The 18,286-nt window shown below is 68.6% G+C and carries 18 protein-coding genes; 8 read left to right on the forward strand and 10 right to left on the reverse strand.

The genetic code is table 11. The annotated features are described in order from the left end of the window. Positions 1-20 precede the first annotated feature (20 nt). From fliM to fliR, 6 genes are read left to right on the forward strand one after another with little or no spacing between them, the layout of a single operon-like run. Positions 21-1,022, forward strand: a complete 1,002-nt coding sequence (gene fliM, locus QTI45_RS27175; RefSeq protein WP_286371471.1) for a flagellar motor switch protein FliM — start codon at positions 21-23, stop codon at positions 1,020-1,022. Continuing rightward, positions 1,015-1,449 (forward strand): flagellar motor switch protein FliN, encoded by a 435-nt coding sequence (gene fliN / locus QTI45_RS27180; protein ID WP_286371472.1) that lies wholly within the window; start codon positions 1,015-1,017, stop codon positions 1,447-1,449. The genes fliM and fliN overlap by 8 nt, the downstream gene beginning before the upstream one ends. Beyond that, positions 1,446-1,862 carry a flagellar biosynthetic protein FliO gene (fliO, locus tag QTI45_RS27185; protein WP_286371473.1) on the forward strand — a complete coding sequence of 139 codons (417 nt, stop codon included), beginning with the start codon at positions 1,446-1,448 and terminating at the stop codon, positions 1,860-1,862. Before fliN ends, fliO begins: the two co-directional genes overlap by 4 nt. Further along, on the forward strand, positions 1,856-2,614 hold the full coding sequence (gene fliP / locus QTI45_RS27190) for a flagellar type III secretion system pore protein FliP (RefSeq protein WP_444813172.1): 759 nt from the start codon (positions 1,856-1,858) through the stop codon (positions 2,612-2,614). The genes fliO and fliP overlap by 7 nt, the downstream gene beginning before the upstream one ends. 10 nt (positions 2,615-2,624) lie before the next feature. Beyond that, entirely contained in the window at positions 2,625-2,894 is a 270-nt protein-coding gene (gene fliQ / locus QTI45_RS27195) for a flagellar biosynthesis protein FliQ (RefSeq protein ID WP_286656541.1), read from the forward strand. Next, positions 2,894-3,688, forward strand: a complete 795-nt coding sequence (fliR, locus tag QTI45_RS27200; protein ID WP_286656542.1) for a flagellar biosynthetic protein FliR — start codon at positions 2,894-2,896, stop codon at positions 3,686-3,688. Before fliQ ends, fliR begins: the two co-directional genes overlap by 1 nt. Positions 3,689-3,713: 25 nt before the next feature. On the opposite strand, the gene QTI45_RS27205 is transcribed toward fliR, so the two are convergent. The 6 genes from QTI45_RS27205 to QTI45_RS27230 form a co-directional block, all read right to left on the reverse strand. Then, entirely contained in the window at positions 3,714-4,691 is a 978-nt protein-coding gene (locus QTI45_RS27205; RefSeq protein WP_286656543.1) for a Bug family tripartite tricarboxylate transporter substrate binding protein, read from the reverse strand. Between the two features lie 108 nt (positions 4,692-4,799). Beyond that, entirely contained in the window at positions 4,800-6,086 is a 1,287-nt protein-coding gene (gene eno / locus QTI45_RS27210) for a phosphopyruvate hydratase (protein WP_286656544.1), read from the reverse strand. A 14-nt stretch (positions 6,087-6,100) separates the two neighbouring features. Next, positions 6,101-7,516, reverse strand: a complete 1,416-nt coding sequence (gene pyk, locus QTI45_RS27215) for a pyruvate kinase (RefSeq protein ID WP_286656545.1) — start codon at positions 7,514-7,516, stop codon at positions 6,101-6,103. Position 7,517: 1 nt separating this feature from the next. Further along, positions 7,518-8,822: a glycerate kinase type-2 family protein gene (locus QTI45_RS27220; protein ID WP_286656546.1), complete on the reverse strand. Its 1,305-nt coding sequence runs from the start codon at positions 8,820-8,822 to the stop codon at positions 7,518-7,520. A gap of 17 nt (positions 8,823-8,839) precedes the next feature. Then, the gene (locus tag QTI45_RS27225) at positions 8,840-10,198 is read right to left on the reverse strand and encodes a dicarboxylate/amino acid:cation symporter (protein ID WP_286656547.1); all 1,359 of its coding nucleotides are present in this window, start codon (positions 10,196-10,198) and stop codon (positions 8,840-8,842) included. Positions 10,199-10,292: 94 nt separating this feature from the next. Beyond that, positions 10,293-11,381 (reverse strand): tartrate dehydrogenase, encoded by a 1,089-nt coding sequence (locus QTI45_RS27230; RefSeq protein ID WP_286656548.1) that lies wholly within the window; start codon positions 11,379-11,381, stop codon positions 10,293-10,295. A gap of 116 nt (positions 11,382-11,497) precedes the next feature. Between QTI45_RS27230 and QTI45_RS27235 the strand changes: the two genes are divergently transcribed. Further along, positions 11,498-12,427 carry a LysR family transcriptional regulator gene (locus QTI45_RS27235; RefSeq protein WP_286656549.1) on the forward strand — a complete coding sequence of 310 codons (930 nt, stop codon included), beginning with the start codon at positions 11,498-11,500 and terminating at the stop codon, positions 12,425-12,427. A 12-nt stretch (positions 12,428-12,439) separates the two neighbouring features. On the opposite strand, the gene QTI45_RS27240 is transcribed toward QTI45_RS27235, so the two are convergent. Together QTI45_RS27240 and QTI45_RS27245 are read right to left on the reverse strand one after the other, a co-directional pair. After that, the gene (locus QTI45_RS27240; RefSeq protein ID WP_286371483.1) at positions 12,440-12,625 is read right to left on the reverse strand and encodes a hypothetical protein; all 186 of its coding nucleotides are present in this window, start codon (positions 12,623-12,625) and stop codon (positions 12,440-12,442) included. Positions 12,626-12,731: 106 nt separating this feature from the next. Then, complete coding sequence (locus tag QTI45_RS27245) at positions 12,732-13,715, reverse strand: AraC family transcriptional regulator (RefSeq protein WP_286656550.1); 984 nt, start codon at positions 13,713-13,715, stop codon at positions 12,732-12,734. Positions 13,716-13,923: 208 nt separating this feature from the next. On the opposite strand from QTI45_RS27245, the gene QTI45_RS27250 reads away from it, so the two are divergent. Continuing rightward, a complete protein-coding gene (locus QTI45_RS27250) occupies positions 13,924-15,084 on the forward strand; it encodes an FAD-dependent monooxygenase (protein WP_286656551.1) in 1,161 nt (386 codons plus the stop codon). Here QTI45_RS27250 and flgL read toward each other — a convergent pair. Next, the gene (flgL, locus tag QTI45_RS27255) at positions 15,075-16,286 is read right to left on the reverse strand and encodes a flagellar hook-associated protein FlgL (protein WP_286656552.1); all 1,212 of its coding nucleotides are present in this window, start codon (positions 16,284-16,286) and stop codon (positions 15,075-15,077) included. The genes QTI45_RS27250 and flgL overlap by 10 nt on opposite strands. Before the next feature lie 34 nt (positions 16,287-16,320). Beyond that, a complete protein-coding gene (gene flgK, locus QTI45_RS27260) occupies positions 16,321-18,285 on the reverse strand; it encodes a flagellar hook-associated protein FlgK (RefSeq protein ID WP_286656553.1) in 1,965 nt (654 codons plus the stop codon). Position 18,286: the final 1 nt, after the last annotated feature.

Here is an 18,286-nt window from a genome sequence, read left to right on the forward strand (position 1 = left end):
CCTCACCAGGCGAGCCACCCATGGCCTATGAACAAGTCCTCTCGCAGGACGAGGTCGATGCCCTCCTGCAAGGCGTCACCGGCGGCAGCGTCGACCAGACGCCCACGCCGCGCGCGCCCGCCGACGGCCTGCCGGCCTACGACCTCGGCGCGCCCGACCGGGTGGTGCGCAGCCGAATGCACACGCTGGAGGTCATCAACGACCGCTTCGCGCGCGGCCTGCGCAGCGCGCTGCTGAACTTCATGCGCCGCAGCCCCGACATCTCGGTCGGGCCGGTGCAGATCCAGCAGTACGGCGAGTTCGTGCGCCACCTGCCGGTACCGGCCAACATCAACATGATGCACATGAAGCCGCTGCGCGGCACGGCGCTCTTCGTGTTCGATCCGAAGCTGGTCTTCCTGGTGGTCGACAACCTCTTCGGCAGCGACGGCCGCTACCACGTGCGGGTCGAGGGGCGCGATTTCACGCGCACCGAGCAGCGCATCATCAAGCGCCTGCTCGACCTCTCGCTGCAGTGCTACGGCGAGGCCTGGCAGCCGGTCTACCCGCTCGACTTCGACTACGTGCGCGCCGAGATGCACGGCAAGCTGGCCAACATCGTGGCGCCCAACGAGGTGGTGATCAACACCACGCTGCAGATCGAGTTCGGTCCCATCGGCGGCTTCCTGCACGTGTGCATCCCCTACTCGATGATCGAGCCGATCCGCGACCTGCTGTCGAACCCGATCCAGGACGAGGTCGAGATCGACAAGCGCTGGGTCAAGCAGATGTCCAGGCAGATGCAGAGCGCCGACGTCGAGCTCACGGCCGACTTCGTGAAGATGTCCTCGACCATCGGCGAAGTGCTCAAGCTCCAGGTCGGCGACGTGCTGCCGATCGAGCTGCCCTCCACCGTCATCGCCCGCGTCGACGGCGTGCCGGTGATGGAGTGCGGCTTCGGCACCTCGAACGAACGCTACGCCCTGCGCGTGCAAAACATGATCTCCCACCAAGACAGCGATGTGAAGAACGACCATGACTGACAACATTTCCTCCGCCAGCGACGCGGACGACTGGGCCAGCGCGCTGGCCGAGCAGACTGCCTCCACGCCGGCCGCCCCCGCTGCCGAGCCGGTGCCGGCGCCCGCCACCGCCCAGGTGTTCCAGCAGATCCAGGAACCGGCCTCGACCGCCCAGGTGTCGGCCGTGGACATCGCCCGGGTGATGGACGTGCCGGTGCAGCTCACGGCCGAGATCGGCCGCACCCGCATCACCATCAAGAGCCTGCTGCAGCTGTCGCAGGGCTCGGTGGTCGAGCTCGACGGCCTGGCCGGCCAGCCGCTCGACGTGCTGATCAACGGCTATCTGATCGCCCAGGGCGAAGTGGTGGTGGTGAACGACAAGTACGGCATCCGGCTGACCGACATCATCACGCCGTCGGAGCGGATGCAGAAGCTGGCGCGCTCATGAGCCTTCCTACCGTGCCGTCCCAGGCGGTCGAGGTGGCAGCACCGGTGGTCGGCGCCTCGGGCCTGCTGCAGGCCGGCTTCGGCATGCTGATGGTGCTGGGCCTGATCTTCGCGTGCGCCTGGCTGGCGCGCCGCTTCGGTCTGCAGCGCTTCGGCAGCGGCGGCCAGGTGGTGAAGGTCGTGTCCAGCTCGAGCGTCGGCCAGCGCGAGCGCGTGGTGGTGGTCGAGGTGGCCGGCACCTGGCTGGTGCTGGGCGTGACCTCGAACCAGATCAACACCCTGCATTCCCTGCCCGCGCAAAGCGTTCCCGGCGCCACGGCCGCGCCCGCGCTGGCGGCTCGCGGCCCGGTCGACCTGTTCGCGCAGAAGCTGCGCGAATCGCTGACCGGCAAGGCACGCCCCGCATCATGGTGAGCCGGCCGATTCGCCGCGGCCTGCGGGCCGGCCTGCTGCTGCTCGCGGCCACGCTGCCGATGGCCGCCTGGACCCAGGGCCTGCCGGGCCTGATCAGCACGCCCGGCCCCGGCGGCAGCCAGACCTGGTCGCTCAGCGTCCAGACGCTGGTGCTGCTGACCTCGCTGTCCTTCCTGCCGGCGCTGCTGCTGTGCATGACCAGCTTCACGCGCATCCTGATCGTGCTGGGCCTGCTGCGCACCGCGATCGGCACGCAGTCGTCGCCGCCGAACCAGATCCTGGTCGGGCTGTCGCTGTTCCTGACCTTCTTCGTCATGTCGCCGGTCTTCGACAAGGTCTACAACGAGGCCTACAAGCCCTTCTCCGAAAACAAGATCAGCACCGACAAGGCCCTGGAACGCGGCATCGAGCCCTTCAAGACCTTCATGCTGCGGCAGACCCGCGAGAACGACCTGGCGCTGTTCGCCAAGCTCGCCAAGGTGCCCGACATGCAAGGACCCGAAGAAGTGCCGCTGCGCATCCTGCTGCCGGCCTTCGTGATCAGCGAACTGAAGACCGCCTTCCAGATCGGCTTCACGATCTTCATCCCCTTCCTGATCATCGACCTGGTGGTGGCCAGCGTGCTGATGTCGATGGGCATGATGATGGTGCCGCCGGCCAGCATCGCCCTGCCCTTCAAGCTGATGCTGTTCGTGCTGGCCGACGGCTGGCAGCTGCTGATCGGTGCCCTGGCGCAGAGCTTCTACACCTAGCGAGACCGGAATGACTCCAGAAACCATCATGTCGATGGGCAACCAGGCGATCCAGGTGTCGCTGGTGCTCGCCGCGCCGCTGCTGCTGGTGGCGCTGGTCGTCGGCCTCGTCATCAGCATCTTCCAGGCCGCCACACAGATCAACGAGGCGACGCTGTCCTTCATCCCGAAACTGCTGGCGGTGTTCGCGACCATGGTCATCGCCGGGCCCTGGATGCTCAACCAGATGCTGGACTACATCCGCACGCTGTTCATGAGCATCCCCCAGCTGATCGGCTGATGCCACCCGTCTTCGAGGTCAGCTCGGCCCAGCTCACCGCCTGGATGGTGAGCTTCCTGTGGCCCTTCGTGCGGATGCTGGCGCTGGTGAGCACCGCGCCCATCTTCGGCGAATCATGGGTGTCGCGGCGCATCAAGGTGGCGATCGCGGCCATGCTCGCCCTGGTGCTGGCGCCCACGCTGGGCCCGATGCCGGACGTGCCGGTGGTCTCCGCCGGCGGCGTCTGGATCATCATCCAGCAGGTGCTGGTCGGGGCCGCGATGGGCTTCACGATGCGCATGGTCTTCACCGCGGTACTGGCGGCAGGCGAGTACATCGGCCTGCAGATGGGCCTGTCGTTCGCGTCCTTCTTCGACCCGATGAACGGCGGCGCCACGATGGTGGTGGCGCGCCTGCTGAACATGCTGGCGATGCTGATCTTCGTCGCGGTCGACGGCCACCTGCTGATGATCGCCGCGCTGGCGCGCAGCTTCGAGGCGCTGCCGATCGCCGATGCACCGCTGGCTGCGCAGGGCTGGATGTTCCTGGTCTCGGGTGCGAGCCAGATCTTCGCCAGCGGCATGATGCTCTCGCTGCCGCTGGTCGCCGCGCTGCTGATCCTCAACCTCGCGATGGGCATCCTGAATCGCGCATCGCCGCAGTTCAGCATCTTCGCGGTCGGCTTTCCGCTCACGCTGCTGGCCGGCATCGGGATGCTGCAACTGCTGATGCCGCACCTGGCGGCGTTTCTCGAGCCGCGCTTCGCCGCCGGCATCGACGCCATGCTGCGCTTCGCCGGGGCCTTGCGGGGCTGAGCCGGTCGGCCGCCGCGGGCATCGCTCAGTCGATGGCGACCTTGGCTTCCTTCACCAGCCTGGCGTACTTGGTGGTGTCGTCCCTGATCTGCGCGGCCATCTGGGCGGAGGTGTCGCCCACGGGCTCCGCGCCGATCTCCTCCATGCGCTTCTTGAACTCCGGCGACTGGATGATCCTGACCATCTCGGCATTCAGCTTGGCGACGATGTCCTTGGGCGTTCCGGCCGGTGCCAGGATGCCGAACCAGGTCCCCTGGTTGAAGTCCTTGATGCCGGCCTCGGCCAAGGTCGGCACCTCGGGCAGCGTGCTCGACCGCTTTGCCGTGGTGACGGCCAGCGCGCGCAGCTTGCCGCCCTTGATGTGCTGGACCAGCGGCGTGAGGGTGTCGAACGACATGTCGACCTGGCCGCCGAGCAGGTCGGTGGTGAGCGGCGCGCTGCCCTTGTAGGGCACGTGCAGCAGCTCGACGCCGGCGATGCTCGAGAACTGCGTGCCGATCAGGTGCTGGACCGTGCCGTTGCCGTTCGAGCCATACGACAGCTTGCCCGGCGATGCCTTGGCCAGCGCGACCAGGCTCTTGACGTCGGTCGCCGGCGACTTGGCATTGACCACCAGGACATTGGGCACCATGGCGACCGTGGTGATCGGCGCGAAGCTCTTCTCGAAGTCGTAAGGCAGCTTCTTGTAGACGCTGGTGGCGATCGTGTGGTGCACCGCGCCCATCAGCAGCGTGTAGCCGTCCGGCTTGGCCTTGGCGACATAGTCGGCGCCGACCGTCGCGCCGGCGCCCGGCTTGCTCTCGACGATCACCGGCTGGCCGAGGCTCTGCGACAGCGGCGTGGTGATGGCGCGCGCCAGCGCGTCCGAGCTGCCGCCGGGCGGGAAGGGCACGACCAGGGTGACCGGTTTGGTGGGGTAGGCCTGGGCCGCGGCCAGCGAGGCCGCGAGGCCGAGGGCCAGCGCCGTGAGCGCGGTACGGGGGCGGATCGTCGGGTTCGTCATGCTTGTCTCCTTATGGGTGTGTGTGCTGTGACTCTAGGGAATGGCGGGTTTCGGATCCGCCCCGAAAGTCAATCCATCGTTAACCTGAATTCAATAGCGAGAAGGCGTTCAGGCGCGGCCCGCGCGGATCGCGCTGCGGCCTGCGAAGCTCGCGTCGGCCCCCAGTTCGGCCTCGATCAGAAGCAGCCGGTTGTACTTGGCCATGCGGTCCGATCGGCACAGCGAGCCGGTCTTGATCTGGGTCGCGGCGGTGCACACGCTCAGGTCGGCGATGGTGGTGTCTTCGGTCTCGCCCGAGCGGTGCGACACCACCGCGGAGTAGCCGGCCTTGTCGGCCATGGCGATCGCGGCGAGCGTCTCGCTGAGGGTGCCGATCTGGTTCGGCTTGATCAGGATCGAGTTGGCCGCGCCGCGCGCGATGCCGTGCTGCAGGATCTCGGTGTTGGTGACGAACAGGTCGTCGCCGACGAGCTGGACGCGGCGGCCCAGCTTCGCGGTCAGCAGCTCCCAGCCGTCCCAGTCGTCCTCGGCCATGCCATCCTCGATGGTCACGATCGGATAGGCGTCCACCCAGCGCGCCAGGCAGTCGACGAACTGCGCCGAGTCGAAGCGCCTGCCCTCGGACGCCAGTTCGTAGTGGCCTCCCTTGTGGAACTCGGAGCTTGCGACGTCCAGGCCCAGTGCGATGTCGGCGCCGGCCTTGAACCCTGCGGTCTCGATCGCGGCCAGGATGACCTCGATGGCCGATTCGTTCGACGGCAGGTCGGGCGCGAAGCCGCCCTCGTCGCCCACCGCTGTCGACAGTCCGCGGGCCTTCAGCAGGCTCTTCAGCGCGTGGAACACCTCGACGCCCCAGCGCATGGCCTCGCAGAAGCGGGGTGCGCCCACCGGCACGATCATGAACTCCTGCATGTCGACGTTGTTGTCGGCATGCGCGCCGCCGTTGATGATGTTCATCATCGGCAGCGGAAGCACCGGCCGGCGCTCGCCGCCGATCGCCCGGTACAACGGCTCGCCGCGCGAGGCCGCCGCGGCCTTGGCTGCCGCCAGCGATACCGCGAGGATCGCGTTCGCGCCCAGCCGCGACTTGGTCGGTGTCCCGTCGAGCTCGATCATCAGGCGGTCGATGTCCGCCTGGTCATCGGCGGCCCGTCCGGCCAGTGCCCGTCCCAGCTCGCCATTCACATGACCGACCGCCTTGAGCACGCCCCGGCCCAGGTAGCGGCCGGGATCCGCGTCGCGCAGCTCGATGGCTTCGCGGGCGCCGGTGGAGGCGCCGGAGGGCGATGCCGCGAAGCCCCTCGCCCCGTCCGACAGCAGCACCTCGGCGGCCACGGTGGGGTTGCCGCGCGAATCGAGGATTTCGAAGCCGCGGACTTCCTTGATGTTTGCCATTTGCTCGTTTCCGTTCAGATCTGCGCGATGCGCAGCAGGTTGGTGGTGCCGGACGTGCCGAAGGGCATGCCGGCGGAGATCACGATGGTTTGCCCCGCGGCGCCGAAACCCTCCTTGAGGGCGGTGCGGCAGGCGAGCTCGCTCATCTCGGGCACGTCCACCACTTCGTGGCACAGCACGGCGTGCACGCCCCAGGCGAGCGCCAGCCGGCGCGCCGTGGCGAGCCGGGGGGTCATGCCGATGATCGGAGCGCGCGGCCGCTCGCGCGCCATGCGCAGCGCCGAGTAGCCCGAGCTGGTGTAGGCGACGGTGGCCGCGGCGTTGAGCAGGCCCGTGATGTCGCGCATCGCCGAGCCGATGGCGTCGGCCGTGCGCGCGAGCGGTTCGGGGCGCGAGGAGTCGATCGCGGTGCGGTAGTTCGGATCGCTCTCGGTGTGGGCGATGATGCTGCTCATCATCTTCACCGCCTCGACCGGATAGCGGCCGCTCGCGGACTCGGCCGAGAGCATCACCGCATCGGCGCCTTCGTAGATCGCAGTCGCCACGTCCGAGGCTTCGGCGCGCGTGGGCACCGGCGCGGCGACCATCGACTCGAGCATCTGCGTGGCCACGATGACCGGCTTGCCGGCCCGCCTGCAGGCACGGATGATCCGCTTCTGGATCGACGGCACCTGCTCGGCGGGCATCTCGACGCCGAGATCGCCACGCGCCACCATCACCGCATCGCTCTCGGCGACGATGGCGTCGAGCGACGCGATCGCCGCCGGCTTCTCGAGCTTGGCGACGATCCCGGCGCGGCCGTCGACGATGTTCCTGACCTCGATCACGTCCTCCGGGCGCTGGACGAACGACAGCGCCACCCAGTCGACGCCGAGCTTCAGCCCGCAGGCCAGGTCGATGCGATCCTTCTCGGTCAGCGCCGACAGCGGCAGCACCACGCCGGGGACGTTGACGCCCTTGCGGTCCGACAGCTTGCCGCCGTTCACCACGCGCGTCTCGGCGAAGTCCCGCCCGAACTTCTCGACCCGCAGTCTCAGGCGGCCGTCGTCCAGCAGCAGGTCGGTGCCGGTCTCGAGCGCGGCGAAGATCTCGGGATGCGGCAGCGCCACGCGCGCCGCGCTGCCGGGCGTCCTGGTGTCCAGGTCGAGCCGGAAAGCCTTGCCCTCGGCGAGATGGACCGGGCCATCGGGAAAGGTGCCGATGCGCAGCTTCGGGCCCTGCAGGTCGAGCAGCACGCCGATCGGCCGGCCGCTCTCGCGCTCGACGTCGCGGATCAGGTCGAGGCGCCGCTTGTGGTCCTCGTGCGTGCCGTGGCTGAAGTTGAGCCGGAACACATCGGCCCCGGCGTCGAACAGCGCCTGGATGGTCTGCCGCTCGTCGCTCGCCGGGCCCAGTGTCGCGACGATCTTCGCGTGCTTGTTTCTTCGCATCTCAGTTTCTCCTGTGGGCGCGCCCGCTGCTGCCGGGGCCGGCAGCGATCACGATCGCGCGAAAGTCGTTCACGTTGGTGAGCGTCGGCCCGGTCAGTACCGAGTCGCCCAGCGCCTCGAAGAAGGCGTGGCCGTCGTTGTCGTCGAGGCGCTCGCGCGCCTTCAGCCCCAGCGCCCGTGCGCGGGCCAGGGTGTCGGGCGCCAGCACCGCGCCGGCGATCTCTTCCTGGCCATCGACTCCGTCGGTATCGCCGGCCAGCGCGTGGATGCCGGGCTCGCCGTTCAACGCGATGCCCAGCGCCAGCAGGAACTCGACGTTGCGGCCGCCCCGGCCGCTGCCGCGCAGGGTCACGGTGGTCTCGCCGCCGGACAGCAGCACGCAGGGCGCCGCCGCCGGCTGGCCGTGGCGCGCGACCTGGAGCGCGATGCCGGCCAAGGTCCGCGCGACTTCGCGCGCCTCGCCCTCGATCGCGTCGCCCAGGATGCAGGCCGCGAGGCCGGCATCGCGCGCGACCGCCGCCGCGGCCTCCAGGGCCATCTGCGGCGTCGCGATGAAGCGGGTCTCGATGGCGGGCAGCCGCGGGTCGTCCGCCTTCAGCGTCTCGCCCTCGCCGGACTCGAGCAGCGCCATCGCCCGCGGCGGCACCTCGATGGCGTAGCGGCGGAGAATCTCCAGCGCGTCGGCGCAGGTGCTGCGGTCGGCCACGGTCGGCCCGGAGGCGATGTCGACAGGGTCGTCGCCCGGCACGTCGGACAAGAGCAGGTTCAGCACGCGTGCCGGGTAGCAGGCCGCGGCCAGCCGTCCGCCCTTGATGGCCGACAGATGCCGGCGCACGCAGTTCATTTCGCGGATGCTCGCGCCGCTCGCCAGCAGTGCACGGTTCAACGCCTGCTTGTCTTCGAGCCTGAGCCCTGGCATCGCCAGCGGCAGCAGCGAGGAGCCGCCGCCGGAAACGAGGCACAGCACCAGGTCGTCGCTCGTGAGGCCGCGCACCGTCTCCAGCATGCGGGCGGCGGCGGCCTCGCCGGCCGCGTCGGGCACCGGGTGCGCCGCTTCGACGATCTCGATGCGCTCGCAAGGCACGGCGTAGCCGTAGCGCGTGACGACCAGGCCGCTCAGCGGGCCGGGCCAATGGTCTTCCACGGCCCGGGCCATCGCGGCCGAAGCCTTGCCGGCGCCGATCACCACCAGCCGGCCCTTGGACGGCGGCGGCAGGTGGCGCGGCACGCACAGCGCCGGCTGGGCGGCGGCGATCGCGGCGTCGAACATCGCGCGCAGCAGGCTGCGGGGGTCTGCGGGCTTCATGGCGGCGCTCATGCGGGTCAGGCCGCGATCCGCACGCCGCCACCGAGCTCGGCGCGAATCGGCTGGACCTTGCCCGCTGCCTCGTCATCGCCCTCGTACAGCTCGTCCAGGTCCTCCGGATCGCTGCGGCCGTCGAGCACCTGCGTCAGGCGGTCGCGGTCCACCGCGCCCACCCAGCGGGCGATCGCGATGGTGCCCACCGCGTTGCCGATGGTGTTGGTGATGGCCCGTGCCTCCGACATGAAGCGGTCGACGCCGAGCAGCAGCACCATGCCGGCGACCGGGATCTTGCCCATCGAGGCGAGGGTGGCGGCGAGCGTGATGAAGCCGGAGCCCGTGACCCCCGCGGAGCCCTTGGAAGTCAGCAGCAGCACGCCCAGCACCACGAGCTGGTCGGTCATCGTCAGCGGCGTGTTGGTGGCCTGGGCGATGAAGATCGCGGCCATCGTGTAGTAGATGCACTGGCCGTCGGGGTTGAAGGTCAGGCCGGCCGGAACCACGAGGCCGACCACCGGCTTCGAGACCCCGGCATGCTCGAGCTTGCGCATCAGCTGCGGCACCACGGATTCGGACGAGCTCGTGCCCAGCACCGTGAAGAGCTCGTCCTTGATGTACTTGAGGAACTTCCACAGGCTGAAGCCGGACAGGCGCGCGATGACCCCCAGCACGATGGCGACGAACAGGAAGCAGGTGATGTACATCGTGCCCATCAGCTTGCCCAGCGAGACCACCGAGCCCAGGCCGTACTTGCCGACCGTGAAGGCCATCGCGCCGAAGGCCGCCAGGGGCGCCAGCCGCATGATCATTCCGACCACCGAGAACACGCCATGGGTGAAGGAGTCGAGGAAGTCGACCACCGGCCTGGCACGCGGCCCGATGTGGGACAGCGCGACGCCGAACATCGTGGCGAACACCAGGATCTGCAGGATGTCGTTGCGGGCCAACGCATCGACGATGCTGGTCGGCACCAGGTGCATCAGGAAGTCGACGAAGCCTTCGGACTTGGCGCCGGCGGCGGTGTAGCTCGCGATCGCCTTGGTGTCGAGCTGCGCCGGGTCGATGTTCATGCCCTGGCCCGGCCCGACGACATTGACCACCACCAGACCGAGCGCCAGCGCGAAGGTCGACAGGATCTCGAAATAGATCAGGGCCCGGACGCCGACACGCCCCAGCTCCTTCATGTTTTCCATCCGGGCGATGCCGAGCACCACGGTGGCGAAGATGATCGGTGCGAACACCATCTTGATCAGCTTGATGAAGATGTCGCCCAACGGCTTGAAGTCGCTGCCGATGTGGGGGACGAAGAAGCCGAGGGCCGCGCCGGCGAATACGCCGACGAGCACTTGGACGTACAGCTTGCCGAAGAAGCGGCGCATGACTTGTCTCCTGGTGGATGTGTGGGCACGAGTTCGCCCCCGCGGCGCTTGGCGGCCGCTTCGGGGGTGGGGGGCGGCGGGGCGCCGCGGGGCCTCAGGCCGCCTTGCGCTGCGCGCCGGCGCCCACCAGCTCGCACACGGCCTGGGTGACCTGAGCGGTGGTCGCCGTGCCGCCCAGGTCACGCGTGTGCAGCGACTTGTCGGCCGTGACCGTCTCGATCGCCTGCATGACGCGCTTGGCCGCTTCGGTCTCGCCCAGGTGCTCCAGCAGCATCACGACCGACCAGAAGGTGCCGACCGGATTCGCCAGGCCCTTGCCCATGATGTCGAAGGCCGAGCCGTGGATCGGCTCGAACATCGACGGATAGCGGCGCTCGGGGTCGATGTTGCCGGTCGGCGCGATGCCCAGGCTGCCGGCCAGCGCAGCCGCCAGGTCGCTCAGGATATCGGCGTGCAGGTTGGTCGCGACGATGGTGTCGAGCGAGGCCGGGTTGTTGATCATCCGGGCCGTCGATGCGTCGACCAGTTCCTTGTCCCACTTGACGTCCGGGAACTCCTTGGAGATCTGCAGCGCGATCTCGTCCCACATGACCATCGCGTGGCGCTGGGCATTGCTCTTGGTGATGACCGTGAGCAGCTTGCGGGGCCGCGACTGGGCCAGCTTGAAGGCGAAGCGCATGATGCGCTCGACACCGGCACGGGTCATCATCGAGACATCGGTGGCGGCTTCGATCGGATGGCCCTGGTGCACGCGGCCGCCCACGCCCGAGTACTCGCCTTCGGAGTTCTCGCGCACGATGACCCAGTTCAGGTCGTCCGGGCCGCAGCGCTTGAGCGGGCCGTCGATGCCGGGCAGGATGCGCGTCGGCCGCACGTTGGCGTACTGGTCGAAGCCCTGGCAGATCTTCAGGCGCAGGCCCCAGAGCGTGATGTGGTCGGGGATGTGCGGGTCGCCGGCCGAGCCGAACAGGATCGCGTCCTTGTCGCGCAGGGCGTCGAGACCGTCGTCCGGCATCATCACGCCATGCGCGCGGAAGTAGTCGCCGCCCCAGTCGAAGTCCTCGAACTCGAACTCGAAGCTGCTGCTGGCCGAGGCCAGGGCTTGCAGCACCTGCTGGCCGGCGGGCACGACTTCCTTGCCGATGCCGTCGCCGGGAATGGTTGCGATCTTGTACGTCTTCATGGCTGTGTCTCCGAGGGTGGTGGTGATGGGGTAGAGCGACTGTAAGAACTCGACACCCCTTCGGCTCGGCGCTAAAGTCAACCCATCGTTAACCTGAATTCAACAATGGAGCCGCCATGACCAGTTCCATACAACCGGGCGACCTCGGCTTCTTTTCCACGCTCGCCAGTGCCGGAAGCCTCAGCGCGGCGGCCCGGGAGCTCGGCGTCACGACGCCCGCGGTGAGCAAGCACCTGGCGCTGATGGAGTCGCGCATCGGCGTGCTGCTGGTCAACCGATCGACCCGCCGCATGAGCCTCACGCCCGAAGGCGAGGTGTACCTCGAGCACGCGCGGCGCATCCTCGGCGACATCGACGGCATGGAAGAACTGCTCGGGGTTGCGAAGGCCACGCCCAAGGGCCTTCTGCGGGTGAACGCCACGCTGGGCTTCGGGCGCAGCCACGTGGCGCCGCTGATCTCGAGGTTCGTGCGCAAGTACCCGGAAGTCGAGGTTCAGCTGCAACTGTCGGTCAACCCTCCGGCCCCGACCGAGGACCTGTTCGATGTCTGCGTGCGCTTCGGCGCCCCGCCCGACAGCCGGGTGATCGCGCGGCACATCGCACCCAACCGGCGCCTGCTCTGCGCCGCTCCCGCCTACCTGGCGAAGCACGGCATCCCGAAGGTTCCGAACGACCTGTCCAAGCACAACTGCATCGGGATCCGCCAAGGCGAGGAAGCCTATGGCGTCTGGCGGCTGGCGAGCGGCAAGGGCCGCAGCGCCACCACGGCGGCGGTGAAGACGCGGGGCAACCTCACCACCAACGACGGCGAGATCGCCGTCAACTGGGCGCTCGACGGCCACGGCATCCTGATGCGGGCAGAGTGGGACATCGAGCGTTTCCTGCGCAACGGCCGCCTGGTGCAGGTCCTGCCGCAATACTTCACGCCCGACGCCGACATCCACGCGGTGTATCCGCAGCGGCACCAGCTGGCCGCGCGGGTGCGGGCGTTCGTGGACTTCCTGGCGCTGTCCTTCACGCAGCAGGCCGCGGTCGCGAAGACATAGCGCCGGAACGCACTACTGGGCCGACGCCAGCGAGGTCGCGTCCCCGGTCAGCCAGGCGATGGCCCCGGTACTGGCGCTGATCGATGCGGCGGCCTCGGCCAGCCGCAACTCGCCCTTAGCGGCTTCGCCGCCGATGATTCCCGCCGCGGACCCCAGGGTCACCGCGCCGGCCAGGATGAAGTTCCATGTCGTGTTCATTTTCTGCCTCTGTGTGAAGCGAGTTTGAAGCCAAACGCAGCGACCGGAACGGGGCAAAAGGAACTGCAGTGTTCGCAGCGGAGAAACAATGGCGCGCTTTCAGGCCCTAGGCCTCGCCGGCCTCGCGCGCCTGGATCTCCAGGACCTGCTTGCGCCGTTCCCGCTCGCGGCGCAGGTAGGCGCTCGGCGTCAGGCCCGACCAGCGCCTGAAGCTGCGCGCAAACACCTTCTCGGATTCGTAGCCGGCCTGCTCCGCGATGCGCGCCGGCGCCAGCAGTCCGGCTTCGAGCTGCTCGGCGGCCAGCGCCATGCGGTGGGCGGTCAGATAGCCGATGGGCGTGTCGCCGACCAGCGTCTTGAAGCGGGCGCAGAAGCGCGAGCGCGACATCGCCGCCTCGGCGGCCAGCTGCTCCACGCTCCAGGCCTGCTGCGGCGCCCGGTGGATGCCCATGATCGCGCGCGCGATCGAGGGGTCGGTGAGTCCGCGCAGCCAGCCCGGATCCTGCGACGCCTGGCGGCCGAGCCGCTCGCGCAGGATGTTCACCAGCAGCAGCTCGCCCATGCGGCCGGCCGACAGGCGCCAGCCCGGACGACGGTCCAGCGTCTCCATGATCAGCGACTGCATGGTCGTGGCCAGGCAGCCGGCCATCGGCAGCTCGCTCTCGCGGATGTGGACCAGCGCGGGAAGCATGCGCAGGACCGAGTGTCGGCAGTAGGCGGAGAACCACAGCAGGGCCGAGAACATCTCGGTGGTCTCGCCGCCGCCGCCATGGCTGAAGACCAGCGGATTCTCGTCCTTCGGGCCGTCGGCATGCTGGGCGATGAGCTTCGAAAAGGGCACGGCCGAGACGTCGGGGGCGGAGGCGATGGTGTGCGCCGCGCCCAGCGGCAGCATGACGAGGTCTCCGCTCTCGACGCGCACGGGCGCGCCGCCCTCCAGCCGGATCCAGTAGGGCGCGCCGCGAGACAGCCGGATCATGGCGCCCGGCACGCCGTCCGAGCGCAGCGCCCAGGGTGCGCCGAGCGAGAAGCGGGCGGTCACGGCGCGTTCCGAGCGGCAGATTGCGAGCACTTCGCTCAAGACGTCCACGGTTCACTTGCTCCTGATGCGCGCACGAAGGCCTGGGATGAATCGTGCCTCTTTACGGACGCCCGGCGGTTGAGGGCCGGCGCCGCCTTCTGAAGAATCAGGCCATCCCGTTTCGGGGGGCGATCTTGACACACCGATCGCTTCCCGCAGGCCGCCGCCGCAGGCGGGCCGGCCCCTCGAACAGCTCTTGCACACGAAAGGAAATCCCATGGGTCCATTGAGAGTCGGCATCGTCGGCGCCGGCATCGGCGGCCTGGCCGCAGCGAACGCCCTTCACCAGACGGGTCACGACGTCACCGTCTTCGAACAGGCCAGGCAGTTCTTCCGCGTCGGTGCGGACATCAACCTGACGCCCAACGCGGTGCGCGCGCTCGATGGCCTCGGGCCGTCCATCGCGCAGGCGGCGCGCGCCTCGGGCGCCCGGCCCACCCACCGGATCAGCCGCATGTGGGACACCGGCGCCGAGACCTCGCGCCTGCCGATGGGCGACGAGGCCGAGCGCAAGTACGGCGCACCGCAGCTGACCATCCATCGGGCCGACCTGCTGGCCGTACTGGCCGAGGCGTTCCCGCTCGAACGGGTCCGCTTCGACAAGCGCGCCGAAGCCATCACGGCGTCCGACGAAGGAGTGAGCATACGCTTCAGGGACCAGGACGAGGCCACCGAACTCGACTTGCTGATCGGTGCCGACGGCATCCACTCGGTGGTGCGCAACGCGATGTTCGGCGCCGAGAGCCCGCGCTTCACGGGCGTGGTGGCATTCCGCGCGGTGGTGCCGACCGAGCGCGTCAAGGACCTGCCCGACATCGCCGCCTTCACCAAATGGTGGGGCCCCTCGCCCGAGAGCCAGATCGTGACCTTCCCGCTGAACCAGGGGCGCGACACCTTCATCTTCGCCACCACGGCGCAGGATTCGTGGCACGAGGAGTCGTGGACCACCGCCGGCAGCGTCGACGAGCTGCGCGGGTTCTACGCCCGCTTCCATCCCGACGCGCGCGCGCTGCTCGACGCCTGCGACACCGTGCTCAAGACAGCGCTGTACGAGCGCGACCCGCTGCCGCACTGGTCGAAGGGGCCGATGACGCTGCTGGGCGACGCCTGCCATCCGATGATGCCCTTCATGGCACAGGGCGCCGGCATGGCGATCGAGGACGCCGTGGTGCTGGCGCGCAACCTCGCCGGCGCCGACAGCCGCTCCCGGGTGCAGTCGGCGCTGGAGCGCTACGAGGCGATGCGCATCGAGCGCGCCAGCCGCATCCAGATCGGTTCCCGGGGCAACCAGTGGCTCAAGACCGGCGGCGATGCCGACTGGGTCTACGGCTACGACGCCTGGAAGGCCGCCCTGCCGGCGGCGATTCCTCAGAGGTAGTTGAACAGGGAGATCGAAGCCAGCTTCGCGAAGGTCATCTGGGTCGCCTGCAGCGAGGTCTGGCGCTGGTAGAACTCGGAGATCGCGCTGGCTGGATCCAGGTCCTGGATCGCCGACAGGTAGCTCTTGTCCATCAGGTCGCGCGCCGCGCCGCCGGTGTCCAGGGAATCGATCTCGTTCATGCGCGACCCCACCGACGACAGCACGGTCAGCACGTTGTCGTGCGCGTTCGTGACCTTGACGTTGGCCGTGCTCAACGCGTTCAGCAGTTGGGCTTTCGCCGCATCGCCGCCGCCGGAGAGCGGCGTGCGCAGCGCCGTGACCAGCTCGCCGATGGTCGCGAAGATGTCGGTGCCGGCGTTCTTGGCAGTGCTGACGTCGAAGCTGTCGCCGTCCGCCGGCGTGCCGCTGAAGCTGAGCTGCAGGCCGCCGAAGACGATCGGCGATCCGGCCGTGAAGGCACCGGATGCGGCCACCACCGGCGGCGTGTCCTGGGTCTGGACGGTGTAGTTGCCACCCGTGAAACTGATCGTGAAGTCCTTGCCGTAGTCGGCCGAGGTCGCATCGACCACGCTGACCGCGCTGAAGACACCCGTGCCCGAATTGCCGGCCAAGCCCGAAGTGACGTAGCCCGCACCGCCCTGCACCGTCTGGAACACGCTGCGGCCGTCGTCCGAGGTCGACAGCTGGCGCGCCGCGTCGACCTGCATCAGGCGCTGGCCCTGGTCGCCCACGTACTGCACGCCGCCGCCGGCCAGCGCGGCGAAGGGCGGGCTGGCGCTCTTGAAGCCGGCGAACAGGAACTGGCCGTTGCCGTCGTCGGAGTTCGCGATGCCGACCAGCTGGTCCAGGTTGCTCTGGATGGTGGTCGCCAGCGCGGCGCGGTCGGCGTCCGACAGCGTGCCGTTGCCGGCCTGCACGGTCAGGGTCTTGATGTTCTGCAGCAGCACGGTGGTGCTGTCGAGCGCGGTCTCCTCGCGCTTGAGCGCCAGCGTCGCGCGTTCGCGGCTGGCCGCGTACTGCGAGGATTCGGCCAGCGTCTCGGTGACGCCGAGCGCACGTGCCGCACCCACCGGGTCGTCGCCGGCGGTGAGGAATTTCGTGCCGGCGGACAGGCGCTGCTGCACGTTGAAAAGGTTCTGCTGCTGCAGGCCCATCGCGAGGGTGTTCAGCTCGAAGAATGAACTGGTGCTGATGCGCATGACGGCTCCTTGGATTCGTTTGAGGTCGGTGCGATCAGCTGCGGATGCCGAGGATCGCGTCGAAGATGGTCGAGGCGGTCTGGATCACCTTCGCGTTCGCCTGGTACATCTGCTGGTACATCAGCAGGTTGGCGGTTTCCTCGTCCTGGTTGACGCCCGAGATCGACTGCTGGCTGGCCTTGATCTGGCTGGTCACGCTCTCCTGGGTCTTGGTCGCGACCTTGATCTCCATCGCCTTGTTGCCGACCTCGCTGACCAGCTGCGCATAGGCGCCGTTGAAGGTGGTCGTGCCGTTGCCCACCGTGGACTTGCGCTGCAGCGCGCCGAGCAGCAGGGCATTGCTGCCGTCCGACACGCCGCCGCTGTTCTTGCCGATCGTGAAGGTGTCGCCGTTCGCCGGGGTGCCGGTCATCGTCATGGCGATGCCGTCGAAGCTGATCTTGGCGCCGGCCGTGTAGGGCACGGCGCTGCCGGCCGGGTAGGCGGTCGACGTGCCGTTGGGCAGCGTCACCGTGACCGCGGAAGTGGCCGGGAAGCCCGACAGAGAGCCGGTCGCCGCGTCATAGCTCAGCGTCACGTTGGCCGCCAGCGGCGTGGCGGGATAGCCGGCGTCGACGGTCGCCGCGCCGAGCTTGCCGCTGCCCTGGTTGCCGGCGCTGTTGCCGGTGATGATCGGCGAGGCTGCCGCCACCTTGGCCGGGTCCAGCACCAGCACGTCCATGTCGCGCGCACCGGTACGAGTGGGCTGGACCAGGAAGCTGTCGCCGGCCTGGGCAGTGCCGCTGGCCTGCGACAGGCTGACGCCGTCGAAGCTGATCGGGAAGGTGGTGAAGCTGCCCATCGACTGCTTGTCGGACAGGCGGGTCACGGAATAGTTGAGCACGCCCGCGACATCGGTGACCTGCACCGAGTAGTCGCTGGTGCTGAGCTTGCTGGTGTCGGTCACGCTGCCCGACAGCACCAGGTTGCCGTTGTTCTTGGCGTTGGTGAAGATGCCGGGGGTGGCGCTGTTGAAGAAGTCGGCACCGAGCACGCCGTTGAGGTCGACACCCAGGTTGTGCTGGTCGTTGAACTCCGAGGAAACCGCCATCGCGAGGCGGCCGATGGCGTTCTGCGTCGGGATCAGGGTCTGGGCACGGAAAGACATCAGGCCGCCCAGCGAGCCGCCGGTGATGACGTCCTCGCCGAGTTCCGACACGTTGCCCGCCAGGCCGACCAGCGCCACCGTGGTGCGGGTCGGATCTGCGGCCGACTGCACCGCCTTCACGGTCGCGGCCTGGTCGCCGGTCACCAGCGACTGGCCATTGCCCATGAAGACGTTGTACTTGCCGTTGTCCTGCTCGAGCACCTTGACGTCGACGATCTGGCTCAGCTCGCTCACCAGCTGGTCGCGCTGGTCCAGCAGGTCGTTCGGCGGCTGGCCGCTGGCGACCGCGGTCATCATGCTGATCTGCTTGTTGAGGCTGGCGATCTTGGTCGAGTAGGTGTTGATCTGGGCGACGCTGCCCGTGATCTGCTCGTTCACCGAGGCATTGAGGTCGCTCAGGTACTGGTCGGTGGAGCGGAACTTGTTGGACAGCGACTGCGCCGAGCTGATGAGCTGCTGACGCGCGGCCGAGTCGGCCGGCGTGTTGGCGACGCCCTGCACCGCGGTGAAGAAGCTCTGCATGAGCACGCTGATGCCGGCGGTCTTGTCGGCCAGCAGGGAGTCGACGCGGTTGATCTCGGTGCCGTAGGCGTTGAGCGCGGCGGACGACGACTGGGCCGACGCGAGCTGCGCCGTGAGGTAGCGGTCGTAGCTGCGGCTGATCGTGGTGACGCCGGCACCCGTGCCCACGTAGCCCGATCCGGTGCCGATCGCCGGGTTGGTGGCGACTTCGGCGACCTGCCGGCTGTAGCCTGCGGTGTAGACGTTGGCGGTGTTGTGAGCCGTGGTCATCAGCGCGGTGCGCGCGACGTTAAGACCGCTCAGGCCCGTAAAGAACAAGCTTCCTGACATT

It is taken from the genome of Variovorax saccharolyticus (genome assembly GCF_030316765.1).
Taxonomy (GTDB): Bacteria; Pseudomonadota; Gammaproteobacteria; order Burkholderiales; family Burkholderiaceae_C; genus Variovorax; species Variovorax saccharolyticus.